At 70.4% G+C, this 25,765-nt stretch carries 24 protein-coding genes and 2 tRNA genes; 13 read left to right on the top strand and 13 right to left on the bottom strand.

Annotated elements, in window-relative coordinates; translation table 11 throughout:
• Positions 1–102 precede the first annotated feature (102 nt).
• From ACZ6IM_RS01090 to ACZ6IM_RS01080, 3 genes are all read right to left on the bottom strand, one after another.
• Entirely contained in the window at positions 103–1,668 is a 1,566-nt protein-coding gene (locus ACZ6IM_RS01090; protein ID WP_469553608.1) for a pectate lyase family protein, read from the bottom strand.
• Positions 1,669–2,059: 391 nt separating this feature from the next.
• Positions 2,060–2,791 carry a maleate cis-trans isomerase family protein gene (locus tag ACZ6IM_RS01085; protein ID WP_469553606.1) on the bottom strand — a complete coding sequence of 244 codons (732 nt, stop codon included), beginning with the start codon at positions 2,789–2,791 and terminating at the stop codon, positions 2,060–2,062.
• Positions 2,788–3,690, bottom strand: a complete 903-nt coding sequence (locus ACZ6IM_RS01080; protein WP_469553604.1) for a maleate cis-trans isomerase family protein — start codon at positions 3,688–3,690, stop codon at positions 2,788–2,790. The genes ACZ6IM_RS01085 and ACZ6IM_RS01080 overlap by 4 nt, the downstream gene beginning before the upstream one ends.
• 185 nt (positions 3,691–3,875) lie before the next feature.
• Here ACZ6IM_RS01080 and ACZ6IM_RS01075 point away from each other — a divergent pair, with 185 nt between their 5' ends.
• Both ACZ6IM_RS01075 and ACZ6IM_RS01070 read left to right on the top strand, forming a co-directional pair.
• On the top strand, positions 3,876–4,853 hold the full coding sequence (locus ACZ6IM_RS01075) for a D-2-hydroxyacid dehydrogenase (RefSeq protein ID WP_469553603.1): 978 nt from the start codon (positions 3,876–3,878) through the stop codon (positions 4,851–4,853).
• 35 nt (positions 4,854–4,888) lie between these two features.
• Positions 4,889–6,283, top strand: coding sequence for an amidase (locus tag ACZ6IM_RS01070; RefSeq protein WP_469553601.1), 1,395 nt, complete (start codon positions 4,889–4,891; stop codon positions 6,281–6,283).
• Positions 6,284–6,412: 129 nt separating this feature from the next.
• Here ACZ6IM_RS01070 and ACZ6IM_RS01065 read toward each other — a convergent pair whose 3' ends face one another.
• Positions 6,413–6,910, bottom strand: a complete 498-nt coding sequence (locus tag ACZ6IM_RS01065; RefSeq protein ID WP_469553599.1) for a DUF3830 family protein — start codon at positions 6,908–6,910, stop codon at positions 6,413–6,415.
• A 107-nt stretch (positions 6,911–7,017) separates the two neighbouring features.
• Between ACZ6IM_RS01065 and ehuB the strand changes: the two genes are divergently transcribed.
• The 6 genes from ehuB (at position 7,018) to ACZ6IM_RS01035 (ending at position 11,182) form a co-directional block, all read left to right on the top strand.
• Positions 7,018–7,947, top strand: a complete 930-nt coding sequence (ehuB, locus tag ACZ6IM_RS01060) for an ectoine/hydroxyectoine ABC transporter substrate-binding protein EhuB (RefSeq protein ID WP_469553597.1) — start codon at positions 7,018–7,020, stop codon at positions 7,945–7,947.
• A complete protein-coding gene (ehuC, locus tag ACZ6IM_RS01055) occupies positions 7,944–8,645 on the top strand; it encodes an ectoine/hydroxyectoine ABC transporter permease subunit EhuC (RefSeq protein ID WP_052841621.1) in 702 nt (233 codons plus the stop codon). Before ehuB ends, ehuC begins: the two co-directional genes overlap by 4 nt.
• On the top strand, positions 8,642–9,292 hold the full coding sequence (ehuD, locus tag ACZ6IM_RS01050) for an ectoine/hydroxyectoine ABC transporter permease subunit EhuD (RefSeq protein ID WP_052841622.1): 651 nt from the start codon (positions 8,642–8,644) through the stop codon (positions 9,290–9,292). Before ehuC ends, ehuD begins: the two co-directional genes overlap by 4 nt.
• On the top strand, positions 9,282–10,067 hold the full coding sequence (ehuA, locus tag ACZ6IM_RS01045; RefSeq protein WP_052841623.1) for an ectoine/hydroxyectoine ABC transporter ATP-binding protein EhuA: 786 nt from the start codon (positions 9,282–9,284) through the stop codon (positions 10,065–10,067). Before ehuD ends, ehuA begins: the two co-directional genes overlap by 11 nt.
• 181 nt (positions 10,068–10,248) lie before the next feature.
• Positions 10,249–11,007 (top strand): IclR family transcriptional regulator, encoded by a 759-nt coding sequence (locus tag ACZ6IM_RS01040; protein WP_469553593.1) that lies wholly within the window; start codon positions 10,249–10,251, stop codon positions 11,005–11,007.
• Between the two features lie 101 nt (positions 11,008–11,108).
• Positions 11,109–11,182 (top strand) — tRNA-Lys (locus ACZ6IM_RS01035).
• 58 nt (positions 11,183–11,240) lie between these two features.
• Here the strand turns inward: ACZ6IM_RS01035 and ACZ6IM_RS01030 are convergent.
• From ACZ6IM_RS01030 to ACZ6IM_RS01020, 3 genes are all read right to left on the bottom strand, one after another.
• Positions 11,241–11,846 carry a lytic polysaccharide monooxygenase auxiliary activity family 9 protein gene (locus ACZ6IM_RS01030; protein WP_052841625.1) on the bottom strand — a complete coding sequence of 202 codons (606 nt, stop codon included), beginning with the start codon at positions 11,844–11,846 and terminating at the stop codon, positions 11,241–11,243.
• Positions 11,847–11,976: 130 nt separating this feature from the next.
• Complete coding sequence (locus ACZ6IM_RS01025) at positions 11,977–13,128, bottom strand: SPFH domain-containing protein (protein WP_052841626.1); 1,152 nt, start codon at positions 13,126–13,128, stop codon at positions 11,977–11,979.
• A 56-nt stretch (positions 13,129–13,184) separates the two neighbouring features.
• A complete protein-coding gene (locus ACZ6IM_RS01020; protein WP_052841627.1) occupies positions 13,185–14,237 on the bottom strand; it encodes a peptidoglycan-binding protein in 1,053 nt (350 codons plus the stop codon).
• Positions 14,238–14,445: 208 nt separating this feature from the next.
• Here ACZ6IM_RS01020 and ACZ6IM_RS01015 point away from each other — a divergent pair.
• The 3 genes from ACZ6IM_RS01015 (at position 14,446) to glxA (ending at position 18,701) form a co-directional block, all read left to right on the top strand.
• Positions 14,446–14,519: transfer RNA gene (locus tag ACZ6IM_RS01015), tRNA-Lys, on the top strand.
• Positions 14,520–14,802: 283 nt separating this feature from the next.
• Positions 14,803–16,767 (top strand): glycosyltransferase family 2 protein, encoded by a 1,965-nt coding sequence (locus tag ACZ6IM_RS01010; RefSeq protein WP_469553590.1) that lies wholly within the window; start codon positions 14,803–14,805, stop codon positions 16,765–16,767.
• On the top strand, positions 16,764–18,701 hold the full coding sequence (glxA, locus tag ACZ6IM_RS01005) for a radical copper oxidase GlxA (protein ID WP_469553588.1): 1,938 nt from the start codon (positions 16,764–16,766) through the stop codon (positions 18,699–18,701). Before ACZ6IM_RS01010 ends, glxA begins: the two co-directional genes overlap by 4 nt.
• Before the next feature lie 97 nt (positions 18,702–18,798).
• Here the strand turns inward: glxA and ACZ6IM_RS01000 are convergent, their stop codons facing one another.
• The 4 genes from ACZ6IM_RS01000 to ACZ6IM_RS00985 form a co-directional block, all read right to left on the bottom strand.
• On the bottom strand, positions 18,799–19,827 hold the full coding sequence (locus ACZ6IM_RS01000; protein WP_469553586.1) for a glycoside hydrolase family 6 protein: 1,029 nt from the start codon (positions 19,825–19,827) through the stop codon (positions 18,799–18,801).
• 90 nt (positions 19,828–19,917) lie between these two features.
• On the bottom strand, positions 19,918–20,625 hold the full coding sequence (locus ACZ6IM_RS00995; protein ID WP_469553584.1) for a class F sortase: 708 nt from the start codon (positions 20,623–20,625) through the stop codon (positions 19,918–19,920).
• Between the two features lie 2 nt (positions 20,626–20,627).
• Positions 20,628–21,194 (bottom strand): hypothetical protein, encoded by a 567-nt coding sequence (locus ACZ6IM_RS00990; protein ID WP_052841631.1) that lies wholly within the window; start codon positions 21,192–21,194, stop codon positions 20,628–20,630.
• Positions 21,195–21,327: 133 nt separating this feature from the next.
• Complete coding sequence (locus ACZ6IM_RS00985) at positions 21,328–22,107, bottom strand: HAD-IIA family hydrolase (RefSeq protein ID WP_052841632.1); 780 nt, start codon at positions 22,105–22,107, stop codon at positions 21,328–21,330.
• A 312-nt stretch (positions 22,108–22,419) separates the two neighbouring features.
• Here ACZ6IM_RS00985 and ACZ6IM_RS00980 point away from each other — a divergent pair, with 312 nt between their 5' ends.
• Both ACZ6IM_RS00980 and ACZ6IM_RS00975 read left to right on the top strand, forming a co-directional pair.
• The gene (locus tag ACZ6IM_RS00980) at positions 22,420–22,734 is read left to right on the top strand and encodes a hypothetical protein (RefSeq protein WP_469553581.1); all 315 of its coding nucleotides are present in this window, start codon (positions 22,420–22,422) and stop codon (positions 22,732–22,734) included.
• Positions 22,735–24,261: a phosphohexomutase domain-containing protein gene (locus tag ACZ6IM_RS00975; RefSeq protein ID WP_052841634.1), complete on the top strand. Its 1,527-nt coding sequence runs from the start codon at positions 22,735–22,737 to the stop codon at positions 24,259–24,261.
• Positions 24,262–24,549: 288 nt separating this feature from the next.
• On the opposite strand, the gene ACZ6IM_RS00970 is transcribed toward ACZ6IM_RS00975, so the two are convergent.
• The gene (locus ACZ6IM_RS00970) at positions 24,550–25,452 is read right to left on the bottom strand and encodes a hypothetical protein (protein ID WP_469553579.1); all 903 of its coding nucleotides are present in this window, start codon (positions 25,450–25,452) and stop codon (positions 24,550–24,552) included.
• On the bottom strand, positions 25,449–25,691 hold the full coding sequence (locus ACZ6IM_RS00965; RefSeq protein ID WP_469553577.1) for a hypothetical protein: 243 nt from the start codon (positions 25,689–25,691) through the stop codon (positions 25,449–25,451). Before ACZ6IM_RS00965 ends, ACZ6IM_RS00970 begins: the two co-directional genes overlap by 4 nt.
• Positions 25,692–25,765: the final 74 nt, after the last annotated feature.

Genomic DNA, 25,765 nt, shown 5'->3' with positions numbered 1-25,765 from the left:
CACTCCGGTGGAGTGGGCCACCGTCCATTGTCCCGCGCCCGCGCAAGAGGGCGGGGCGTGCCCGGAGCCGCGATCCGGTCACACCCCGCCCGTCGGGCCGCGTCAGCCCGCGTACGTCTCGAACTCGGCGATCTTCGGGGTGCCCGAGGCGCTGGTGATCTCGAAGGTGATCTTCTCCAGCGAGACCGGGGAGAAGCCGATCACGCCCGCGCCGGTGCCGGAGGCCAGGACGGCGCCGGTGTCGCGGTTGACGACGCGGTAGGCGCCGATGGTGCCCTCGGAGCCGGCCGCCTCCCGGATGTTGATCTTGGAGACGGTGGTGGCGGAGGACCACTTGACGGAGATGGAACCGGTCGTGCCGGCCGGGGACCAGTACGTGCCGAGGTCACCGTCGCGCACGTTGCCGAAGCTGGTGCCGCTCGCCTTGGAGGAGCCGTCCGAGCCGGCCCCGACGCTCAGGTTGGTCCCGCTCGGCGGATCGGTCGGGTCCGGGTCCGTCGGGTCGGTGGGGCCCGGGTCCGTCGGGTCCGGGTCGGTGGGGCCGGTCGGGTCCGGGCTCTGCGGCGTGCAACTGCCGTCCGAGACCTTCAGGCCCTTGTTCGCGCCCGCCGTACCGCTCACGACGGACGGCACGCAGGAGGCGTCGTCGAGGGTGTAGGAGTACGGGATGGACACCGTGGTGTTGGACTTCGGGTCGGGACCGGCCGGGTTGTTGTCCTCGCCGGGCTCGGACCAGGTGACGTTGTCGTAGATGTTGCCGCTGACCTGCCAGGTGCCGGCCTGGTCGGTGTAGAAGGTGCCGAGGACGTCCTTGGAGTCCTCGAAGTAGTTGTTGTCCACCTTGGCCTTGGCGCCGGCCCGGGAGTTGATGCCGGACTCGTTCAGGCTCTTGTAGTGGTTGTTGTACATGTGGGCGATCCCGCCGCGCAGGAGGGGGGCGCGGGAGTCGATGTTCTCGTACAGGTTGTGGTGGAAGGTGACGTAGCCGTTGGAGCGGTCGCTCTCGCTGGACCCGATCAGCCCGCCGCGGCCGGAGTTGCGCAGGACGCTGTAGGACAGGGTCACGTACTGGGTGTTGTCCTTCATGTCGAACAGGCCGTCGTAGCCCTCCGACTCCCCGCCGGAGGCCTCCAGGGTGGAGTGGTCGACCCAGACGTTGCGGACGTCGCTCTCCATGCCGATGGCGTCGCCGCCGTTGGAGGTGGGCGAGCCGGACTTCTTGACGTTCCGTACGGTCACGTTCTGGATGACGATGTTGCTGGCCTCCCGGATGTGGATGCCCAGCTGGTCGAAGACGGCACCGCTGCCGACCCCGACGATCGTGATGTTGCTGACCTGCTTGAGTTCGATCCTGTCGGCCGCGGTGTTGCAGCTGTCGCCCGACACCTTGCTGGTGTTGCCGTGGTTGATGGTGCCCTCGACCTCGATGGTGATCGGGGTGCTGCTGCTGGCCCGGCCGCACAGGGCCTGGTGGATCGCGGTGCCGGTGGTGGCCCGCACGGTCTGGCCGCCCGCGCCGCCGGTCGTGCCGCCGTTCTGGGTCGCGTAGCCGGTGGCGCCGCCGGCCGCTGCCGCCGCCTCGGGCATCGTCAGCACCACACCGGCCGCGGCCGCGAGGGCCAGCGTGCCCAGTGCCGCTTGGAGTCGCAGCGCGACTGGTCGTCTCATCCTCGGTCTCCCCATTCGCCTTCACATGCCGGAACGGACGCCATGGCGTGATCATGTCAATCACACGATGGCGGAAAGCGCTTTCTCGGCGTGAGAATAGGGGGGCGTTCGAGAGCTGACAAGAGTTCAGACACACCCTCGACTGTTCAGGTTCACAATCGGTGTCCATCCACCTGAACGGGAAGTGGCCGATGTGCACCCCGGCCGGAGCTGCGGTACGATCATCTTGCCTGATCACGGGGACCAACTCCCCACAGCGGGCACTGCGTTGGTGGTCCAAGGAAAGACGCCCCACTTCCCGTGGGGAAATGCAGGTGCAAGGCCTGCCCAGCGCTCGACGAGAACCCCGGTTCCGCACTCGCGGACCGGGGTTCTTCCGTGTCACGCCCTCTCAGGCCTGCACCACCGGCTCCCGCGTGAACAGCGCGCCCAGCTCCGGTGCGTTGACCCGGCGGTCGGCCAGGCGCAGGCCCTCCCAGACGGTCACCTGGTTCGCGGTGAGGACCGGTTTGCCCAGGTCCTTCTCCAGGGCCGGGATGTGAGCCGCCGTGTGCAGGGCCGTGTCCGGCAGGAGCACCGCCTGGGCCTCCGGGCGGTCGGCGGCGCGGGCCAGCGCCAGCACCTCCTCCTCGGTCCACGTGCCGACCTCCGCCGCCGTGATGACGCCCGAGCCGACGACGTCGGTCACCTCGAGGCCGGCGGCGCCGAGGAAGTCCGCGAAGAGCCGCGCCACGTCGTCCGGGTAGGTCGCGCCGATCGACACCCGCCGCGCCCCGATCTCCTTCGCCGCGTGCACGAAGGCGAAGGAGGTGGAGGAGGCCGGCAGGCCCGCCGCCCGGGCCAGGGCGCGCACCTGTGCGTGGGCGCCGTCCCAGCCGTGCACGAAGCTGCCGCTGGTGCAGGCCCACACCACGGCGTCGGCGCCGGCGAGCCGCAGTTCGGCCACGCCCGCCTCCAGGCGCTGCGGCGAGCCCATCTCGAGGAGCGCGTCCACCCGGTGGGCGTCCTCGCCGATGTCCGTGTGCACCAGGTCCACCCGGATGTCGCTGCCCAGGAGCTGCTCGATGCGTGGGTAGTCGTCCTCGCCGGAGTGGCCCGGGTACAGGAATCCCAGTGCTGTCATGTCCACCCTTCCTGCTGCTGTTCCGTGTCCGGGCCGTCACCGACGCCCGGCATGTCCGCCGCCGCGGGTCCGACCGGGCCCGCCACCGCGGGGTCGACGGGACCCGCGGGTCCCACCACCGCGGGACCGGCCGCACCCGTCACCGCGGGGCCGAGGCGCGCGGCCGGATCGGTCAGCGCCTGGTACGGCCCCACCGCAGGGGTACCCAGTCGGCGCAGTGCCGCCCACATCGTCACTTGGTTGGCCGAGATCACCGGTATGCGCAGCTCGGCCTCCAGCTGCGGGATGACGTCGTAGGTGGGGAGGTTGGTGCAGGAGATGAACAGGGCGTCCGCCGCTCCCGGCGCGGGCACGGCCCGACGAGCCATGTCGGCCACCTCGCGGTAGGGGACCTGCCAGATGTGCCGGGTCAGTCCCATGAAGGCGCAGCCGGTGACGGTGACGCCGGCCTCGGCGACGTACGCCTCCAGCGCCCGGGTCACGGACACGGTGTACGGCGTCACCAGCGCGACCCGGCGTACGCCCAGCTCGGTCAGCGCGTCGAGCAGCGCGCCCGAGGTGGTGACGGAGGGGACCGCGCCCGCCCAGGTCATCGCCTCGCACATGGCGCGTTCCCCGGCGATGCCGCCGACGAAGCTGCCGGAGGTGCAGGCGTAGGCGACGACCTCGGGCGCGATGGCGTTGAGGGTGCGCACCGCCTCGCCGAGGGTCTCGTGCTCGCTGACCATCCGGGCGAGGTCCAGACTGACCTCGACGGGCACGAAGGGAGTCCGTGTCATGTGCAGTGACACGTCGTCGGGCACCCATCGCCACAGCTCGCGATCGAGTGCGAAGTCGAACGGGGCGACCACGCCGACCCCGCGTTGCGGAGCTGGTCCGCCGAGAAAGGAGATGTCCATGGCACGCACCGGCCTCACACTGAGGAAGGAGAGGGCAACGCACCGTTACGCACGGCCGTGTTGACGAAGGTAGGTTCCGGTGCGAGCGTGGTCAATCCGCCCGCGTCACTCCCAGGTCAACAGCCGGTTAACTTCCGCGTCACCACCGAACCGCCCCGCTTCCACCGACCGGAGACAGGCCGCCGATGACCACGTCCCCGTCCGCGCCCGCGCCGGCCCCCCTGCCGACCCTCCTCGTCCTGGACGCCGAGCCGCCGCCCCGGCTGGGTCGGCTGACCGGCCGGGCCCGGATCGAGCACGCCGACGCGGCGACGCTGGCCGAGCGGCTGCCGCACGCCGACGTCCTGCTGGTGTGGGACTTCACCTCGCACGCGGTGCGCGAGGCCTGGCCCGGCGGCGGCCCGCGCCCGCGCTGGGTGCACACGGCGAGCGCCGGCGTGGACCATCTGATGTGCCCCGAGCTGGCCGCGTCGGACACGGTGGTGACCAACGCGCGCGGCGTCTTCGACCGGCCGATCGCCGAGTACGTCGCCGCGCTCGTCCTGGCGATGGCCAAGGACCTGCCCACGACGCTGCGCCTCCAGGGCGAGCGGACCTGGCGGCACCGCGAGTCGACGCGGGTGGCCGGAACACGCGCCTGCGTGGTGGGCTCCGGCCCGATCGGCCGGGCGATCGCGAGCACGCTGGAGGCACTCGGCGTCACCACCGCGCTGGTCGGCCGCGCCGCGCGCCCCGGTGTGCACGGCCCCGAGGACCTGGACCGGCTGCTGGCCGGGGCCGACTGGGTGGTGGCGGCGGCGCCGCTCACCGAGGACACGCGCGGCATGTTCGACGCCCGGCGGTTCGCTCTGATGCGGCCCTCCGCCCGGTTCGTGAACGTGGGGCGCGGCGGGCTGGTCGTCGAGGAGGACCTGGTCGAGGCGCTGACCGCGCGCCGGATCGCGGGCGCCGCCCTGGATGTGCTGAGCCACGAACCCCTGGCTCCGGACAGCGCCCTGTGGGAGGTGCCGGAGCTGATCGTCTCGCCGCACATGAGCGGGGACACGATCGGCTGGCGGGACGAACTGGGCGCGCAGTTCGTGGAGTTGTTCGAAAGCTGGGCGGCGGGCGGACCGCTGGCCAACGTGGTCGACAAAGAGCGTGGATACGTGCCCGGACACTGACGTCGCCGACGTCTCCGACCCGCGGAGGGTGCCACATGACCGACCTCACCGAGCTGACCGCCGTACAGCTCGTCGACGGCTACCGCAAGGGCGAGTTCAGCCCCGTCGAGGCGGCCCGGGCGGTCCTGGAGCGGGCCGGGCGGATCCAGCCGGAGGTGAACGCCTTCGTCCGGCTGACCGGTGAGGAGGCGCTGGACCAGGCCCGGCGGGCCGAGGAGCGGTGGCGCCGCGGGGAGCCGTGCGGTCTTCTCGACGGGGTGCCGGTGACGGTGAAGGACATCCTGCTGACGCGCGGTCAGCCGACCCTGCGCGGTTCCCGGGCCGTCTCCGCGGACGGTCCCTGGGACGAGGACGCGCCGTCCGTGGCGCGGCTGCGCGAGCACGGCGCGGTGTTCGTCGGCAAGACCACGACCCCGGAGTACGGCTGGAAGGGCGTGACGGACTCGCCCCTGTCCGGCGTCACCCGCAACCCGCACGACCCGTCCCGTACCGCGGGCGGTTCCAGCGGGGGCGCGGCGGCGGCGCTGGCGCTCGGGGCGGGGCCGCTGGCGCTGGGCACGGACGGCGGCGGCAGCGTGCGCATCCCGGCGTCCTTCTGCGGCGTCTTCGGCCTGAAACCGACGTACGGCCGGGTGCCGCTGTACCCGGCGAGTGCGTTCGGCACGCTCGCGCACGTCGGCCCGATGACCCGGGACGCGGCGGACGCGGCGCTGCTGCTGGACGTCATCGGCACCCCGGACGCCCGGGACTGGTCGGCGCTGGGCCCGGCCCCCGGGTCGTACACCGAGGCCCTGTCGGGCGTGGTGCGGGGGCTGCGGGTGGCGTACTCGCCCTCGCTCGGCGGGCAGGTGGCGGTGCGTCCGGCGGTGGCCGGGGCGGTACGGCGGGCGGTGGAGCGGCTGGCGGGTCTCGGCGCGTACGTGACGGAGGCCGACCCCGACTTCTCCGACCCGGTGGGCGCCTTCCACACCCTGTGGTTCAGCGGGGCGGCACGGGTGGTGCAGCATCTGCGGGCCGGGCAGCGGGAGCTGCTGGACCCGGGGCTGCGGGAGATCGTCGGGGCGGGGACTCGGTACTCGGCGCTGGACTATCTGGCGGCGGTGGACGTCCGGATGGAGCTGGGGCGGCGGATGGGCGCCTTCCACCAGGAGTACGACGTGCTGGTGACGCCGACGCTGCCGATCACGGCGTTCGAGGCGGGGGTGGAGGTGCCTAAGGGATCGCGGCATCGGAGGTGGACGGGGTGGACGCCGTTCACGTATCCGTTCAATCTCACGCAGCAGCCGGCCTGCACCGTGCCGGTGGGGGTGGACGGGGACGGGCTGCCTGTGGGGATGCAGATCGTCGCGGCGCGGCACCGGGACGACCTGGTGCTGCGGGCCGCGCACGCGCTGTACGGGGCGGGGGCAGCGGGTACGCCGGTCCAGTAGTGACCGGCGTGGGTGTGGGTGCAGGGGGCGCCGACCGGCGCCGGCCGGGCGCCTCCCCCAGTGCCTGAACGGCCTGGGAGGTACCCCCAGCGCCCGCCCGTGCCGCCCCGGCGGCACGACTGCCCGCAGCTACGGTGCCCGGCGGAAGCTGAGCGTCTCCCCCGCCGCCCCCGTGCGCCACAGGTCGTTGCAGGCCTCGGCCATGGTGTCGAGGCCCTCGGTGATGCGGCCCCAGACGGTGCCGGGGACCCAGCCCACGTCGCCGTTGAGAAGCAGGTTGTTGCGTTCGTAGAACAGGGCGAGGTCGACGAGGGTGGTGCCGGGGCGGACCTCGCGGTCGTAGCCGTAGGCCTTCGTGCCCAACTCGGCACCCGCGAAGGCGAAATAGCACAAGTCGCCCGGAATGGGGGTGACCGTCGGATTCTCCAGCGGAGGTTCGGATGTCGCGAAGGGCGAAAAAAGGGCGTAGATCTCGTTGCGGGCGTATTTGGCGTGGTACACGTCGCCGCCGAGGGGGAGCGCGTCCCAGACGGCCGCGCAGGTGACCGGGGCCCGTTCGTCGAGCAGTTGGGCCGTGCAGGTGATCTTGCGCTTGACCAGCGAGACTTCGATGAAGCGATCAGCCATGCCCTCCATGGCAGTGCCCCGCGGCCCCGCGGTCAAGGGCGCCGGGCCGATGTATCGGACTGAAAAAGATCGGCATAACCTGCCCGCCTTCGGGTAGCTGCGCGCCCATGGCTCCACCACACAGAACCCCTCCATGGGGTATATCCGACCAAAGGCCCAGGACAGCCGGGCCCACTCGCCGGTCGCTGCTCGCGGGGGTCGCGGCGCTCGGCGCGCTGGGGGCGGCCGGCTGCTCGCGGGTGGCCACCGCCTCCGACGTGAAGGGAGGCGACCTGCTCGACCGGCTGCGGGCCCAGGGCGTGGCCCGGCTCGGCATCGCGGGCGAGGTCCCCTTCGGGTACATCGACAAGAACGGCGAGCTGACCGGCGAGGCCCCGGAGCTGGCGAAGGTCATCTTCAAGCGGCTCGGAGTGGACCGGGTGCAGCCCGTGCCGACGGAGTTCGGCTCCCTCATCCCGGGCCTGGCGTCCCAGCAGTTCGACGTCGTGGCGGCCGGGATGTACATCAACGCCGAGCGCTGTGAGCAGGTCATCTTCTCCGACCCCGACTACCAGATGCTCGACGCGTACATCGTGCGCAAGGGCAATCCGCTCGGGCTGCACAACTACCGGGACGTCGTCAAGAAGAAGGCCAAGTTCGCGACCGGCACCGGCTACGCCGAGATCGCCTACGCGGTGGAGCACGGGTACAAGGAGGACGACATCCTGATCGTCCCCGACCAGGTGGCCGGACTCAACGCCGTCGAGTCCGGGCGCGTGGACGTCTTCGCGGGGACCGCGCTGACCGTCCGGGACGTGGTGAAGAAGTCCAGCAAGGCCGAGGCGACCAAGGCCTTCGCACCGCTGGTCGACGGCAAACCGCACGTCGACGGCGGCGCCTTCGCCTTCCGTCCGGACGAGACCAACCTGCGGGACGCCTTCAACGTCGAGCTGCAGAAGCTCAAGAAGAGCGGCGAACTGCTGCGCATCCTCAAGCCCTTCGGTTTCACCCAGAACGAGATGACCGATCTGACCGCGAAGGAGCTCTGCGGCGGATGACCTCGGGACTGTGGGAACTCGTACTCCAGGGCGTCTGGGTCACCGTCCAGCTGCTGTTCTTCAGCTCGTTGCTGGCGGCGGCCGTCTCCTTCGTGGTCGGCATCGCGCGCACCCACCGGCTGTGGATCGTCCGCTTCCTCGCGGGCTTCTACACCGAGGTGTTCCGCGGGACCTCCGCGCTGGTGATGATCTTCTGGGTCTTCTTCGTGCTGCCCCCCGCCTTCGGCTGGCAGCTGGTGCCGATGTGGGCGGGCACGCTGGCGCTCGGTCTGACCTACGGGGCCTACGGCTCCGAGATCGTGCGCGGCGCGCTGGCCGCGGTCGACCCGGCGCAGAAGGAGGGCGGCATCGCGCTCAGCTTCACGCCCTGGCAGCGGATGAAGCTGATCCTGCTGCCGCAGGCGGTGCCGGAGATGATCCCGCCCTTCTCCAACCTGCTGATCGAACTGCTCAAGGGCACCGCCCTGGTCTCAATCATGGGCATGGGCGACCTGGCCTTCAGCGCCAACCTGGTGCGCCTGGCGCTCCAGGAGAGCGCGGAGATCTACACGTACGTCCTGCTGATCTACTTCGTGATCGCGTTCCTGCTCACGCGGGTGATGCGCGGCCTGGAGAAGAAGCTGAAGGCGGGCGTCGGAAAGGCTCCGGCGAAGAAGACGGCGGCCGTGCGCGTGCCTGAGGGAAGTGGTGTGTCGTGAAATGGGACTGGAGCGCGGTCTCCGACTTCATGCCGCACTTCTGGGACGGTCTGCTGGTCACCCTGCAGATCCTGGTCCTCGGCTCGCTGGTCTCCTTCGGTCTCGGCCTGGTGTGGGCGCTGCTGATGCGGGTGCCGAGCCGCTGGGTGACCTGGCCGGTCGGTGTGGTCACCGAGTTCGTCCGGAACACCCCGCTGCTGGTGCAGCTGTTCTTCCTGTTCTACGTGCTGCCCGAGTGGAACATCACCTTCTCGGCGCTCACCACCGGTGTGGTCGCCATCGGCCTGCACTACTCGACGTACACGATGCAGGTCTACCGGGCCGGCATCGAGGGCGTGCCGGTCGGCCAGTGGGAGGCCGCGACGGCGCTGAACCTGCCGCTGAGGCGCACCTGGACGGCGGTCATCCTGCCGCAGGCGATCCGCCGCGTGGTGCCCGCCCTCGGCAACTACGTGATCTCCATGCTCAAGGACACGCCGCTGCTGATGGCGATCACGGTGCTGGAGATGCTCGGCGAGGCACGGCTGTTCTCGCAGCAGAACTTCCAGTTCACCGAGCCCCTGACGGTGATCGGCGTGGCCTTCATCATCATCTCCTACCTGGCCTCCCTTGCCCTGCGAGCCCTGGAGCGACGCCTTGCCCACTGACACTCTTCCCAACCCCGAGAAAAGCCCCGAGCGCAGCTCCGGCGAGCTGATACGCCTGGAGCAGGTCACCAAGCGGTTCGGGGACAACACCGTCCTCGACCACCTGGACTTCTCCGTCGACGCCGGCAAGCACGTCACCCTGATCGGCCCGTCCGGTTCGGGCAAGACGACGATCCTGCGGCTGCTGATGACGCTCCTCAAGCCCGACGAGGGCACGATCACCGTGGACGGGCAGAAGCTCTTCCCGGCAACCGAGAAGGAGCGGCGCGAGGTCCGCAAGCAGATCGGGATGGTGTTCCAGCAGTTCAACCTGTTCCCGAACATGAGCGTCCTGCGCAACATCACCGAGGCGCCGGTCACGGTGCTCGGGATGTCCAAGGACGAGGCGGTGGAGCGGGCCAAGGGCCTGCTCGACATGGTGGGCCTGGCCGACAAGTGCGACGCCCGGCCGGCCCAGCTCTCCGGCGGCCAGCAGCAGCGGGTGGCGATCGCCCGGGCGCTGGCGATGCGCCCGAAGGTGCTGCTGCTCGACGAGGTCACCTCGGCGCTCGACCCGGAGCTGGTCGCGGGCGTCCTGGACCTGCTGCGGGACATCGCCCGCAGCACCGACATCACCATGCTCTGCGTGACCCACGAGATGAACTTCGCCCGGGACATCTCGGACCAGGTCCTGATGTTCGACTCGGGCCGGGTCATCGAGGCCGGTCCGCCGGAGAAGATCTTCAGCGAGCCGGAGCACGACCGGACGCGGGAGTTTCTCAGCGCGGTCCTGTAATTGCGCACCGCGCCTGCCCCAACGCCCGAGGTCGCGACGTTGGGGCAGGCCGGAGGCATATGCCAGTGGGCCTGCGCCGCAGATGAGGGCCCCGAAATCCGGTCAACACCCCCTCCCGAGTGGCCGCTTGGCGGCTATCGTGAACGCACGGACGCACCAGCGAGCGCAGGGGGAGACCACCGTGGCGCTGCAGCACCAGCCGACCGCGCCGCACCACTCGGCCCAGGACGCCCTGCGCGTGCTGGAGACGGTGGCGCGGCACACCTCCGGTGTCACCGATACCGAGATCGGCCGCGGGAGCGGCCTCGACCGGGAGCGGCTGACCCCGCTCCTGCGCATGCTCCGCCGCGAGGGCTACGTCGAGCAGACCGCCGACGGCGCGTACGTCACCGGGGAGGCGCTGGCCCGCCTCGGCTCGGCCCACGGCCGCGAGCAGGCCCTGCGCGAGAAGCTCCAGCGCACCCTGGACCGGCTGCGCGACTCGGTGGGCGCCGCCGTCTACATCAGCCGGTACATGGACGGAGAGGTCAGCGTCACCCAGTACGCCGACAGCCCGGCCACGCCCAGGGTGAACGAGTGGGTGGACTTCCGCGTCTCCGCGCACGCCACCGCGGTGGGCAAGTCCCTGCTGACCCAGCTGGACCACGCGGGCCGCCGCGACCACCTGTCCCGGCACCGGATGGCCCGCCTGACCTCGCGGACGATCACCAGCGACAAGCTGCTGCTGTCCCGGCTGGAGTCCCAGCCGGCCACCGTTCCCGTCCTCGACCTCCAGGAGTACGCGGTGGGCACGGTCTGCGCGGCCGTCCCGATCACCGCCGGTTCCGCCGTGGGCTGTCTGGCGCTGTCGCTCCCGGTCGAGCACGCCCACCGGCTGCGCCGGGCCGCGGACGAGCTGAACCGGAGCGCGGCCCCGGTGCTGCTGTCCCTGGCGATCTAGGGCCTGTGCCGCGACCGGTCCGGGACTGGTCACGAGCACTGCTCGGGACCGGGTAGTATTTTCGTCGTCGCCGACTGCGGGAAGCGGACGGCGGGAGTCATGCGCCGCTAGCTCAGTTGGTTAGAGCAGCTGACTCTTAATCAGCGGGTCCGGGGTTCGAGTCCCTGGCGGCGCACAGCGGAAGGGCCCCCTCGTTTCGACGAGGGGGCCCTTCGCCCGTTCAGGGCACCCGTTCAGAAGGTGACGTCCGAGCACGCGTAGAACGCGTTGCCCGTGTCGTGGACGGTCCACACCGCGAGGATCACGTGGTGCCCGCTCAGCCCGGACGGCAGCGTGCCGCTGTGGGAGAGGGTGGCCGGGGGCTGCTTGCCGCCGTAGGGCACCGTGAAGAACGGGGTGAGGTTGAGGTCGGACCGGGACAGGTTGTGGTTCTGGTTCCAGCCCGGCTTGGTGACGTAGTACTTGAAGTCGGTCGTGGCGTGCCGGGCGGTGAACTGCCAGCGGAAGGTGTAGCTCTGCCCGCCGTTCACCTTGGTGGTCGGCCACGCCTGGCCGTTCGGCTGCTTGGGGCTGTCGAGCGCGGCGAACGACCCGTGGCCCGCAGAACAGATCTGCCCGTCGGCCGGCCCGGAGGCCGGGAAGCCCTTGGGTCCCTCGACGCTCTGCGGCTCCCACTGGATGGCGCCGCACCCGCCGACCGTGCCGTTCTGGCACACCTTCTGCCGGCTGACGGGCAGGTCGGTGTAGCCGTGACCGCTGGCGCCGCCGGACGAGAGGACGAGGGCTCCGGTGGTCGCCATGCCCAGCGCGGCCGCGTACAACTTGGTCCTTGTGCGCATACTGCTGCTCCCTGTGACGTGTGGGGAAGTTCAGTGAGCCGTGCAGGTCTAGACCAAGTTCAGATTATTGCCGTGAGTTGAACATGTCCATACCAAAGGTGGAACGGGCTGCCCGGCCGCACCGGGCAGGTCAGGCCCCCGTGTCCCGGCGTCCCGCGCAGAACGCCACCGTCAGGTCCTTCACGAGCACCTTGCGCTCGTAGTCGTCCAGTTCGACCAGCCCGCGCATGGTCAGCCGGGTCACCGTGTCCTCCACCGAGTCCACGACCGAGGTGAGCACGCTCGCCCGCTGCGCCGCGTCCAGCGCGGCGATCCGGCGCCGGTGCATCGCGGCGGCGACCTCCGGGGCGTACTCCACCCGGACCGGCCGCACCGAGAACACCTCCAGGCCGACCGGCGCCGCGTCCGCCGCCACCAGCCGGGTCAGCGTGTCGCCGGCCACGTCCGCCGAGCTGCGGACCGTGCCGAGCGGCTCCACCGGGACCCGGGCCAGCGCCGCCTCGACGCACTCGCGCAGATACGTCTCGTGGTCCTCGACGCCCAGCGTGGCCTTCGCGGTGTCCCGCACCCGCCACACCACCAGCGTCACCGCCCTGAGCGCGACCCCGTTGCCGTCCGCCGCGGGCATCGGCTCGCTGCGCCAGTGCCGCAGCCGCACGTCCACCCGGCGGCGCAGCAGCAGCGGGTTCACCCACATCAGGCCGGTGCGCCGGACCGTCCCCCGGTAGCGGCCGAACAGACCGAGCACCCAGGCCCGTCCGGTCCGGCCCCGGGCGAGTCCGCCGAAACCGAACATCCCCAGCGCCCCCGCCGCCGCGTACGCCGCCCACTGCGCGGGGCCGAGCCCGGCGCCCGCGTACACCGGCAGCCCCAGCGCCTGGGCCGTGAGCGGCGGCACCAGACCGGCCCACCAGGAGGTGGCCGCGCACCCGGCCGCCCCGCACAGACCGGCGGCCACGCCCGCGGCGCCGGGCAGCACCCGGGCCGGACGTTCCGTCAGTTCCGGGTCGACCCGGGGCGCGGGGCGCGGCCGGGCGGCGACGGGGCGCCGGGTGCTCCGCCGCTCGCCCGGCCGCTCCCCGGTCCCCTGCCGCCTGGCGACGACCGCGGTCGGCAGCGGCACCGGCGCCGGGTCGGGGTCGTCACGGAACAGCAGGTGGACCGGGATCTCGGTGGTGGCCTCGTTGTGGATGAGCCGGACGGACCGCTGACCGGTGGCCGCCGCGGGCTCCTCCGGTGCCGTCGCCGTGGTCTCCGGATTCGTCGACGATGTCGTACTCATGCGTGCTCCAGCCTCCGCGCCAGACGCGTCATGAACGGGTGATCACCCCGGTGCGGTCAGGAGAAGAGCCGCCGCCAGGTCTCCGGGCCCGGGTGGCCGTCGGCCGCTCCGCCGCGCCACCCCTGGGCGCGCTGGAAGGCCTGGACACCCCGCCGGTCCGCCTCGCCCCAGCGCGGACCCGGTCCCTTCGTGTAGTGCGTGCCGAACCCCTTCTTCACCAGCTGCCTGCCGAGCCGGGTGACGTACGGGTTGTCCGCGCCCGGACCGAACATCGCCCGGCCGGGATATCCGGCCACCCCGTGGGAGGCCGGGCCCGCCGCCCCGCGCGGCGCGTCCTCGGCACCCGCCGTGCCCGTCTTGCCCTCCGTGACCCCCTTGTAGCGGTAGGGCAGGTACTTGGCGGAGTTGCTCCAGTAGGCGTAGGGCGTGTCGAGCTTGCGGGTGTGCGGCGGGGTCTGCTCGTACGCCGTGTAGGCGGTGTGCGTGCCGTCCGTCCAGCCGCCGAAGATCACCACGTGGGAGCCCTCCTGGGGGTCGGACGCGTTGTGGTACAGCAGGATGTCGCCGGGCTGGAGCTCCTCCTTGGTGATGCGGTCGGCGACGGTGGCGAGGCTGCCGGTCCATTCGTTGGCGGGCAGCTTCCAGGCCATCGACACGAAGCCCGAGCAGTCCTGCCGGTAACCGTCGGACCAGTAGGCGGTCATGCTGTACGGCACCTTCGCGGCCACCCAGGTGCCGGCCCGTTCGATGATCTCCGCACGGGTGACGCCGGCCAGCTCCGCACCGGCCGGGGGCGCCGCGGGCCGGCCGGTCGTGCCGTGCAGCGGACCCCGGGGTCCCTGGGGGGTGCCGGGCTCGTCACCGGCGGGAGCGCCCGGCCGCTGGGGGGCGTGCGCGGCCGCGGGGAGCGCCGCCGCCTGCCCGGCGCCGAGGGCGGACACGGCGGTGGCGGAAGCGGCGGCGGTGGCCACGACCAGCGCGCGGTACGCCGCCGGATGGGCGAGCGCGCGCCCTGCGGGGGCGTGCGGCAGAACGCGCCGCCAGTGACGGCAGCCGGCGCAGTCGCAGTCGCTCGCGGGCTCGATCTCCTCGAATACGGGAGTCTCCATTGCGATTCCCCTCACACTCCCGACGGGCAGGTCCGCGGCGGTGCACTTCGGTACATGTCGGCCAGTTTCGCAACTGTCTTCCGTACGCGCATGTTGACGGTCCGAATGATGTACCCGGCGGACGCAGGCGGACGCGGACGGCGGGCGGGGCCGCGGGCGGTGGTCCGGAGCACCGGTCGGCATCGGGTAGAGTCGTGCAGGTCAGCAGGCGCCGCTAGCTCAGTTGGTTAGAGCAGCTGACTCTTAATCAGCGGGTCCGGGGTTCGAGTCCCTGGCGGCGCACCGACAGTCGAAGGCCCTCCGTATCACACGGGGGGCCTTCGGTGTATCCCGCGCCGGGACGTCTTGCGATCATGACGAACGCCGTAGAACCCTGGTCCGGTTGGGGGGCCGGGTGCCGAGGGGGGCATCATGCAACCGGGGGCTGCCATTCCATGTCTATATAAGGTGTGGATGCCGTGGTGACAGTGACCCGCCACTGTGACGTCCGTGACGGTCGAGGGGGACCGGAGCAGGCGAAGGAAGCGACGAAACACGCATGACCCGCGTGTGGGGGGAATGACTCATGACGTCGACGCCGACGGGCGCCGGGCCGGACCACGACCCGTCCCAGACCACCCAGCTCCGGGTGCCCGGGCACCGGAACTGGAACACCGGTTCGTTCCGCCGGATAAAGAAGACGCTCCCGAAGTACGACTACGAGCACTACAGCCGCCTCGCGGGCCCCCTCACCCAGCCCGACCCGAACAAGCCGTACCGGGTGCAGTACCGCTCGCTGATCTCGCAGGAGCCGCACCGCATCCGGGTCGCCCTGATGCTGGCCGCCGCCCCGCTGCTGTCGGTGGTGCTGCTGGTCTGGCTGCTCCAGCCGGAGCACTGGACCGAGCGCGACTACGTGGCCTTCGACTGGCTGCCCGCGCTCGACATCGTGATGCTCGTGGCGATCGGCCTGATCGAGCTGTTCCGCTGTCTGAACGTGCTGTCGAACGCACACGCCACCCTGGTCGCCCGCGACCCGGTCCCGGTGGTGCCCGAGACCGGCACCCGGGTCGCCTTCCTCACCTCCTTCGTGCCCGGCAAGGAGCCGCTGGAGATGGTGACGAAGACCCTGGAGGCGGCCGTGAAGATCCGCCACCGCGGTCTGATGCACGTCTGGCTCCTCGACGAGGGCGACGACCCGGAGGTGAAGGAGGTGTGCGCGCGCCTGGGCGTGCACCACTTCTCCCGCAAGGGCGTCGCGAAGTGGAACCGGAAGAAGGGCCCGCACCGCGCCAAGACCAAGCACGGCAACTACAACGCCTGGCTGGAGGCGCACGGCGACGACTACGACTTCTTCGCCTCCGTCGACACCGACCACGTGCCGCTGCCCAACTACCTGGAGCGGATGCTCGGCTTCTTCCGCGACCCGGACGTCGGCTTCGTCATCGGCCCGCAGGTCTACGGCAACTACGACAACCCGATCACCAAGGCCGCCGAGTCGCAGCAGTTCCTCTTCCACGCGCTGATCCAGCGCGCCGGCAACCGCTACGGCGGGCCGATGTTCGTGGGCACCTCCAACGCGGTGCGCATCAGGGCGCTCAAGCAGATCGGCGGCCTGTACGACTCGATCACCGAGGACATGGCGACCGGCTTCGAGATGCACCGCCACAAGAACCCGGCCACGGGCCGCAAGTGGCGCTCGGTGTACACACCGGACGTGCTCGCGGTCGGCGAGGGCCCGAACGCCTGGACGGACTTCTTCACCCAGCAGATGCGCTGGTCGCGAGGGACGTACGAGACGATCCTCAAGCAGTACTGGAAGGGCTGGTACTCGCTGCCGCCGAGCAAGCTCTTCAACTACACGATGATGATCATCTTCTACCCGATGTCGGCCCTCAACTGGATCCTGGCGGCGCTGAGCTGCTGCCTGTTCCTGGGCCTGGGCGCCTCCGGCGTCAACATCGACCCGGCGGTGTGGCTGATGCTGTACGGCAACGCCTCCGCGCTCCAGATCGGCCTGTACGTCTGGAACCGCCGCCACAACGTCTCGCCGCACGAGCCGGAGGGCTCCGGCGGTGTGGCCGGCATGATCATGTCCGCGCTGTCGGCGCCGCTGTACGCCAAGGCGCTCATCGACTCCGTGCTGCGCCGCAAGAGCAAGTTCGTGGTGACCCCGAAGGGCGACTCGGCCAGCCCGGACACCCTGTTCGGGACCTTCCGGTACCACTGGTACTTCATCGTGATCTTCGCCGGTTCGATCGCCGCCGGCATCGTCCTCGGCCACTCGCACCCCGCGATGATCATCTGGGCGACCTTCGCGCTGCTGATCACCGCGTCGCCGATGTTCGCCTGGCGCCACGAGCTGAGGAAGGCGAAGAAGCGGCCGCCGGTCGCGGCGGCGGAGCCCGCGCCGCCGGTCCCGCCGCAGCAGCAGGCGCCGTACGGGCAGCACGCGCCGCAGCAGAAGCCCAGCTGGGCCGCCTCCGCCGACGGGGGCGACGACCAGACCATGCAGATCGCCCTTGGTGGACTTGGGGGACGTAAGGAATGAAAGACCGTGCCGGCCGCCGCCGCGCCCGTCGCTTCGCGATAGGTACGGCGGTGGTACTAGCGCTGGCCGGGATGAACGGGCCGTGGCTCTACCGCTTCGGGACCGAGAAATACCACCAGTACAAGATCAACCAGCCGGAGTACAAGGCCGCCAACGGCAAGTGGGAGATCATCGAGTTTCCCGAGAAGTACCGGCAGAACACCATCCACGCGGCGCTGCTGCGCACCGGCAAGGTGCTGATGGTCGCCGGGTCCGGCAACAACCAGGACAACTCCGACGACAAGCAGTACGACACCCGGATCTGGGACCCCGTCAAGGGCACCGTCAAGAAGGTGCCGACGCCCACCGACCTGTTCTGCACCGGCCACACCCAGCTCGCCAACGGCAACCTGCTGATCGCGGGCGGCACCAAGCGGTACGAGAAGCTCAAGGGCGACGTCACCAAGGCCGGCGGCCTGATGGTCGTCCACAACGAGAACCCGGACAAGCCGATCACCCTGCCGGCCGGCACCAGGTTCACCGGCAAGGAGAACAGCAAGACCTTCGTCTCCAAGGACCCGGTCCTGGTGCCTCGCGCGACGAAGGTCTTCGACCCGGCGACCGGCGAGTTCCTGCGCAACGACCCGGGGCTCGGCCGGATCTACGTCGAGGCGCAGCGAAGCGGCAGCAAGTACGAGACGGGCACGGAGGACAACTACCGCGTCCAGGGCCTGTCGGGTGCCGACGCCCGCAACACCTACGGCATCGCGCAGAAGCTCGCCCTCGACAAGAAGGACTTCCAGGGCATCCGGGACGCCTTCGAGTTCGACCCGGTCGCCGAGAAGTACATCAAGGTCGACCCGATGCACGAGGCCCGCTGGTACCCGACGCTCACCACGCTGGGCGACGGCAAGATCCTCAGCGTCTCCGGCCTCGACGACATCGGCCAGCTGGTCCCGGGCAAGAACGAGGTCTACGACCCGGAGACCAAGCAGTGGACCTACACCGACAAGGTCCGCCAGTTCCCGACGTACCCGGCGCTGTTCCTGATGCAGAACGGCAAGGTCTTCTACTCGGGTGCGAACGCCGGCTACGGCCCCGACGACGTGGGCCGCACCCCGGGCATCTGGGACGTGGAGACCAACAAGTTCACCAAGGTCCCCGGCATGAGCGACGCGAACATGCTGGAGACGGCGAACACGGTGCTGCTGCCGCCCGCGCAGGACGAGAAGTACATGGTGATCGGCGGCGGCGGGGTCGGCGAGTCCGAGCTGTCCAGCGAGAAGACCCGGATCGCCGACCTCAAGGCGGACGACCCGAAGTTCGTGGACGGGCCGTCACTGGAGAAGGGCACGCGCTATCCGCAGGCCTCGGTCCTGCCCGACGACAGCGTGCTGGTCTCCGGCGGCTCGGAGGACTACCGCGGCCGCGGTGACTCCAACATCCTCCAGGCGCGGTTGTACCACCCGGACACCAACGCGTTCGAGCGGGTCGCCGATCCGCTGGTGGGACGCAACTACCACTCCGGTTCGATCCTGCTGCCCGACGGGCGCCTGATGTTCTTCGGCTCGGACTCGCTCTACGCCGACAAGGCCAACACCAAGCCGGGCAAGTTCGAGCAGCGGATCGAGATATACACGCCGCCGTACCTGTACCGGGACTCGCGGCCGGACCTGTCCGGCGGGCCGCAGACCATCGCGCGCGGTGAGTCGGGGACGTTCACGTCGCGGGCGGCGTCGACGGTCAAGAAGGTGCGGCTGATCCGGCCGAGCGCGTCGACTCACGTCACGGACGTGGATCAGCGGTCCATCGCGCTGGACTTCACGGCGGACGGGGACAAGCTGACGGTGACGGTGCCGGAGGGCAGGAACCTGGTGCAGTCGGGGTGGTACATGATGTTCGTGACCGACGGGGAGGGGACGCCCAGCAAGGCGGAGTGGGTGCGGGTGCCGTAGCGCTCCCGGGTGCGCTGTCGGGCGCGGGTGGCGTCGTGGCTGACCGCGCCCACGCGGCGGTAGCCGCACATGTCACGGCCCCGCGCCCGTAGGGCGTTTATCCTTGCGCCAGTTTCAGGGCGTACTCGGGGTACCACTCCCCCGCCTTCGGGCCGCCCTTGCATTCGCCGTCGGACTCTCCCGGGCGCTTGACCCACAGGTAGGCGTCCACGAGGGGGTCGGCGGTCTTCGTCGTCGGGGTTTCGCCGAGGGCCCGGCCCGGGGGGTTGCACCAGCGTTCGTCGGAGGCGCCCTCGGTGTAGGGGCCGTTGCCGTTGCGGCTGGTGTCGATGACGAAGTGCTTGCCGCCCACCTTGGCGGAGAGCTGCTTGCCGTAGGCGATGGAGTCCTCGGTGCGGTAGAAGTTCGACACGTTGACCGCGAAGCCGTCGGCCTGGTCGATGCCGGCCCGCTTCAGGGGGTCGAAGATCTGGTCGGGGTGGCCCCAGCCGGCGTTGCCCGCGTCCAGGTACACCTTGGTGTTCTTCAGGGCGCCGAGCTTGTCGACCGCGCCCTTGAGCAGGTCGTAGCGCTCCTCGTGGAACTCCTGCGGGGTGCAGCCGTCGACGAGGTGGAGCACCGCGTCCGGTTCCAGGACGACGGTGGCGGCACGGTCGCCGATGCCCTTGGCCACGCCGTCGACGAAGGAGCGGTAGGCGTCGCCGTCGGCGGCGCCGCCGCCCGAGTACTGGCCGCAGTCGCGGTGCGGGATGTTGTAGAGGACGAGCAGCGCGGTGCGGCCGGCCTCGTCGGCGGCCTCGGTGAAGCCGCGGGCCTGCTCCTCGGGGTTCTCCGGGCTGATCCACTCGCCGGTCGGCTGCTGGGCGATCTTGCGGATCTGTTCGGCCTGGTCCTTCTTGCCCGCCTCGGTCAGGGAGGCGACCTGCCGGGCCGCGGTGCCGTCGGGGTTGACCCAGAACGGGTCGGTCTCCTTGGGCTGTTGCGTGATCCCGGCGCCCGCGCCCTTGTCGTCGTCCCCGTCGCCGGACGAGGAGCAGCCCGCGAGCAGCAGGGCCGCCGCCCCCAGCGCCGCAGTCGCCGCAGCTCGCCTCCTGGACACGTTTCCGGCCGGCTTGCTGCCGTACATCCAACCCCCCTGGTGCACTGTTCCGAGGCTCAATCCTGACATACGCCCACTGCCCCCACGCGGTTCCCGGGCGGGGGCGGTGGGGTTGTGCTAGGAGGCGGTTCCGGTCAGGTAGGCGGAGACGACGACGTTGGCCGTGTAGCCGGCGGTGGCGCGGTCGAAGGTGCCGCCGCAGGTGATGAGGCGGAGTTCGGCGCGTTCGGAGTCGCGCGGCCCGTAGGCCTGCTGGGCGTCGAAGCCGTCGCGGGTGAGGACCTGGACGTCGTCGACGGTGAACTCGGCGACCTCGGCGTCGTCGCGGACCACCCGGATCGTCTCGCCGGGTTCCAGGGTGCTCAGCTCGTAGAAGACGGCGGGCCGGGTCTCGGTGTCGACGTGGCCGACCATCAGGGCGGTGCCGACCGCTCCGGGGGTGACGCCGGCCGCGTACCAGCCGACGGCGCCGGGCTGGTCGAAGGGCGGGGGCTCGATGGCGCCCTTGCCGTCGAGGCCGCGGGCCACGACGGGGGCGTCGATGCCGAGTCCGGGGACGTCCAGCCGCTGCGGCCGGGCGTCGCCGAGCGGTGCGTGGGCCGGCGGCAGGGGGACGTCGGGGGGCCGGCCGGCCGCCGCCATGTCGCCGGTGGCCGGCCGGGATATGCCCTCGCGCACGTCGGTGGCCTCGCGGCCCCACAGCCACAGCCCGAGGAGCAGCACCGCCCAGGCGATGCCGGTCACCAGGCGGCCGCCGGGGGCGACGGACGGTGCGGTGGTCGGTGCGGTGTCGGGTGCGGTGGCCCGCGCGTCCTGTTCGGACATGGTCAGTCCGTCCTGCGGCTCCGGCTGCGGACGCCGCGCAGCGCCACGGCGACGGCGGCGATGCCCGCGAGCACCAGGCCGGTCACGGTGTGCGCGGTGCCGGGAGGCTCGGAGCGGGCCTGCTCCGCGCTGTCGGCGGCGGCCAGCCGCGCGGTGCCGCCGCCGCCCGCGTCGACGGGGGCGACGGGCGAGGCGGGTGCGGACGGCCTGGTGTCCGGGCGCCGGTTCTCCTCGACGGTGATCGTGCCCTTGCGGGCGCGGTCGCCGCACTTGACCTGCACGGCGTAGGCACCTGCCCGCACGGTGGTGCGCACCCGGCTGGAGCCGACGAGGACCCCGTCGCCCGCGGCCAGGCTGAGCCGTACGTCCGACTCGAAGGCCGCGGACACGGCGACGGCCGTCTTCTCGGTGCAGTCGGGTACGCGGAGCGTGACGTCGGTGCCGGGGGCGGGCGAGGCCGGTGTCACGGAGACACCGCCGCCGTCCGCCGCGTAGGCGTGGGCCGCCGGTGCGCACAGCGCGGTGGCCAGCGCCGCCCCGGCACAGAGTGTGACTTTCAGTGAGCCCATCGTGTACCTCCAGTTACCTGGAGGCTCCCCCGAGGACCCGGCCCCCGCATCCCGCACGGGGGCCGGGTTACTCCGATCGGGTCATGCGGGGGACCGACACGTTTTGGCGCCGGGCGGCTCGGGCGCGCTCGGCTCAGACCCGTTCGACGAGGTCCGCGATGGAGTCGACCACCTGGGACGGGCGGTACGGGAAGTTCTCGACCTGCTCGGGCCGGGTGAGGCCGGTGAGCACCAGGTACGTCTGCATGCCGGCCTCGATGCCCGCCAGCACGTCGGTGTCCATGCGGTCGCCGATCATCGCGCTGGTCTCGGAGTGGGCGCCGATCGCGTTCAGCCCGGTGCGCATCATCAGCGGGTTGGGCTTGCCCGCGAAGTACGGCTGCTTGCCGGTCGCCTTGGTGATCAGGGCGGCCACCGCGCCGGTCGCCGGGAGCGGTCCCTCGGTGGAGGGGCCCGTCTCGTCGGGATTGGTGCAGATGAAGCGGGCGCCCGCGTTGATCAGGCGTACCGCCTTCGTCATGGCCTCGAAGGAGTAGGTGCGGGTCTCGCCGAGAACCACGTAGTCGGGTTCGTGGTCGGTGAGGATGTAGCCGATGTCGTGCAGGGCGGTGGTCAGGCCGGCCTCGCCGATGACGTACGCCGAGCCGCCGGGCCGCTGGTCGTCCAGGAACTTGGCGGTGGCCAGCGCCGAGGTCCAGATGGACTCGATCGGCACCTCCAGGCCCATGCGCCGCAGCCGGGCGTGCAGGTCCCGCGGGGTGTAGATCGAGTTGTTGGTGAGCACCAGGAAGGGCTTGCCGGATTCGCGGAGCCTCTTGATGAAGGCGTCGGCGCCGGGGATCGGCACGCCTTCGTGGATGAGGACCCCGTCCATGTCGGTGAGCCATGACTCGATGGGCTTGCGGTCTGCCATGTGCGGGTCTCCTGCCTGCGCGGTCCTGCGTGCGGCCCAGCCTAGACAAGGCACGTCACGCCGCGGCCACCGCGGGCGGCATCCGAGACGCGCATGCCCCAACACGCAGCAGGGAAAGGGGGATTGCGCGCTCGGCGCCGACCAGGAACCTTGCTGGCCGCGAGCGGCCCAGACAGTATAGTGGCCAACACGACCTCGTTACTCTGAGTGACGGCGAGGTCACTGTCCGGGCTGCGGGGTGAGCCTCGAGCTCCGAAGAAGCGGGAGCAGCATGAACACAATCCTCCGCATCCCTCATCCGGTCGAGGGGGTGTGGACATCCTCGCCGACGAGAAGGACGTCGTGATCAGAGCGCACTGGCCGTTCGACCTCCAGACCGATGAATGGGTGGACATCACCGGCCGCTTCCGGCAGGAGGACCTGACCGGTCTCGCCGCCTTGGTGATCGAGCGTTCCGGACCGCACTCCATCGAGTCGGAACACGATCACCTCACCCTGGAACGCGACGGGGAGACGTTCTCGTTCGACCTGTCCAGAAGCGGATTCATGCCCAGACGCTTAATCCTTGATTTCCCACTCGAACACCTCCGGGCACTCAGCGCGGCGACCCCCCAAGGCGATGCATAGATGAACGACACCTACAACTCGGACAGGTACTTCCGGGAAGCGCTCATGGCGGCCACCGGATTCCGCGAGTACGACGCACGCTGGGTCATCGAACCGACCGGTGACGGTACGCCCGTCGGTCTGAACTACGTGGGGGTCCGCACCCTCGGACTCCACCTCGGCAGGTTCCTCGCCGACCGGCTCGACGCCGGCCGGCGCATCGTGGTGGGCCACGACTTCCGGAGCTACTCCGAGAACGTGAAGAACGCGCTGGTGGTCGGGCTGCTCCAGTCCGGAATGGACGTCGTGGACATCGGCCTCACCACCACTCCCGGCGCCTACCACGCGCAGTTCGCACGGGATGTCCCCTGCGTGGCCATGGTGACGGCCAGCCACAACGAGAACGGCTGGACCGGGGTCAAGATCGGGCACCGGAAGGCGTCCACGTTCGGCCCCGCGGAAATGCGTGACTTCGCGTCCTTCACGCTGGAGGGCCGGGCCGAGGACACGAAGGGCTCCCGGGCCGGCTCCTACACGTTCGACGCGGACGCCCGCGACAACTACATCGACAGCCTGGTCGAGTCCTGGACCGAGCGGTTCCGGGGACTGCCGCGCATCAAGGTCGCGGTGGAGACCGGGAACGGAACGGCCGGCCTCTTCGCCCCGCAGGTCCTCGAGAAGCTGGGCTTCGAGATCGTGCCGGGGAATGTGGAGCCGGACTGGACGTTCCCCCACTTCAACCCGAATCCCGAGAGCGTTCCCTTCCTTCGTTCGGTGGAGTCCCTCGTCGCCGGGAGCGGAGCCGACGTCGGGCTCTGCTTCGACGGGGACGGTGACCGGCTGGGCGTCATCGACGACCGGGGGAACCTCGTCTTCGCGGACCGGGTAGGGCTCGTCATCGCGAAGTTCCTCGAAGAGCGGCAGGGCTCGTCCGGCCCCTTCGTCATCGACGTCAAGTCGACCTCTCTCTACGAGTCCGAGCTGAACAGCGACGTGGTCTGGGCGAAGACGGGCCACTCCTACGTCAAGGCCAAGGTCGCCGAGGCCGGGGCGGTGGCGGGGTTCGAAAGGAGCGGACACTTCTTCTTCAGCGAACCCCTCGGCCACGGCTACGACGACGCCTGCGTAGCCGCCCTCGCGCTGCTCTGGATGCTGTGCAGCGCGAAGGCCACCGGCGAGGAGTGGAGCCTGTCGCACAAGCTGGCGGCGCTCCCGAGGTCCTTCTCGTCCCCCAACCGCCAGCCCTACGCGTCGGACGAGACGAAGTACGCCGCGGTGGACAAGCTGGCCGCGTACTTCGAGCAGCGGGAGAGCCTCGCCGGCAAGCGCGTCACGAACATCAGGCGGATCAATGGAATCCGTCTCGAACTGGAAGACCGCAGCTGGCTTCTGATCAGGGCCTCGTCCAACTCGCCCAACCTGGTGATCATCGCGGAGGCGTTCGACCACGACGGCACCGTGCTCAAGCTCATCGACGCGGAAGTCAGGGCCGCCGTCTCGGAAACGGGGGTCGACATCGGCCGGTTCGACTCACTGGCGGAGTACTAGTGGCCCCTCCGGTCGACCCGGCCGCCTTGATCCACGCAACCCCAGCGGAACGCCCGCATCTCGTCTTCGACCTCGGAGGCACGTGGTTCCGCCGCGGTGTGAGGCGGCCGGACGGAGTCCTGGAGCAGGTGGCCAGGCAGCCGGCCGTGAACTACCTGAATCACCCGCGCCTGTCCCCACCGGAGTTGCGGCAAGGTCTCGTGGAGTACGTCCTCACGGAGACGCGGCGCCTGGCGCCCCCGGACTCCGGTCGTTCTCCGCGGGTCAGCATCTCGATGGGGGCCGCCCTCAACGGCCACACCGGCGTCGCTCGCCGTACGGGATGGTGGACGTGAGCGCCCCCGACTGGAGCAGCAGGAAGAGACAGGCGCCGAGCGCGAGGACACCGGCGACGCTGACGACGGTCCGCACGCGCCTCTTGCGTTCCTGGGCGTCGTGGAAGTGGTGGATGGCGTTGGAGTGACTGCGCGCTCCCACGACCAGCGACTCCATCAGGTCGGCGACGTTGGACGAGGCGATGAACATGGTCGAGACGATCCACAGACCGAGTCCTTCGGTCTTCACCAACAGGACGGGATTGTGGCGGTCTTCCGTGTGGAGCAGCGGAAGCCAGCCCCTCGACCAGCTCCGGAAGGCGCCCGTGTACATCTTGGTCGGTTGCAGTTCCTCGATCGACCGCGGACTCGTCGACCCCGGAGGGAACCAGGACGTGTCGAGGGGGTGGGAGTAGGCGGAGTTGACGGTGCCGGGAATGCCCTGGAGGAGCGGATGGCCCCGCAGGGCGGCATTGGTCTGGACGGTGGAGCTGTAGACGTACGTCTCGCCCTGGGTGACGACGAGCTGGCCCGGGAAGAGGACGTCGTAGGCCTGCTGGGCGGGACGCCAGCGCTTGGGCTGGTTCTCCATGATGACCACGCCGCCCGGGCGGACGTACTGGAAGAAATGGTCGTCGTAGAACGCGAGGATGTCCCGGGCGCGGTCGGACGCGTACATCACCGCCCCGTCGAGGACGCACCAGTTGAATATGACGACGTCGAACTCGTACACGTTGAAGAAGCGACGGCTCTCCATGTTCGCCAGCAGGCTGACGAGTCTGTACTCGACGCCGTCCATGGCCGAGAGCCGCTCCTCCCAGAAGCACCTTCTGCGTCTGGCGGGGTCCAGGTCGTCCACGATGACGGCCACCTTCATCCGCTGTGCCCCCTCTCCGTCCCGTCCAGGCATTGCGTGACCATGTCCAGATCCCCTACGGAAAGGGCCCGGTCGCTCTCCACCCGGGCCGCGGACTGCTTCCGCCGGCACAGGATGCCGACGGCCGATTCGACCAGCGCGAGCGGGGTCTGGATGTCGGACCGGTAGGAGTCGCCCACGGCGGCGACGAAGAAGTCGCCACGAGGTGTGTTCAGGTCCTCCGCGATACCCGAGAACACCAGGTCGTAGAAGGCCTCTGACGGTTTGTCCGTCGGATCGCCGATGCGTTTACGGCTGATCCGGTCCGCGGCCG

The organism is Streptomyces sp. NPDC042336 (genome assembly GCF_055581985.1).
The sequence above is the reverse complement of the archived record's forward strand: the minus strand, read 5'-3'. Positions and strand labels throughout refer to the sequence as shown.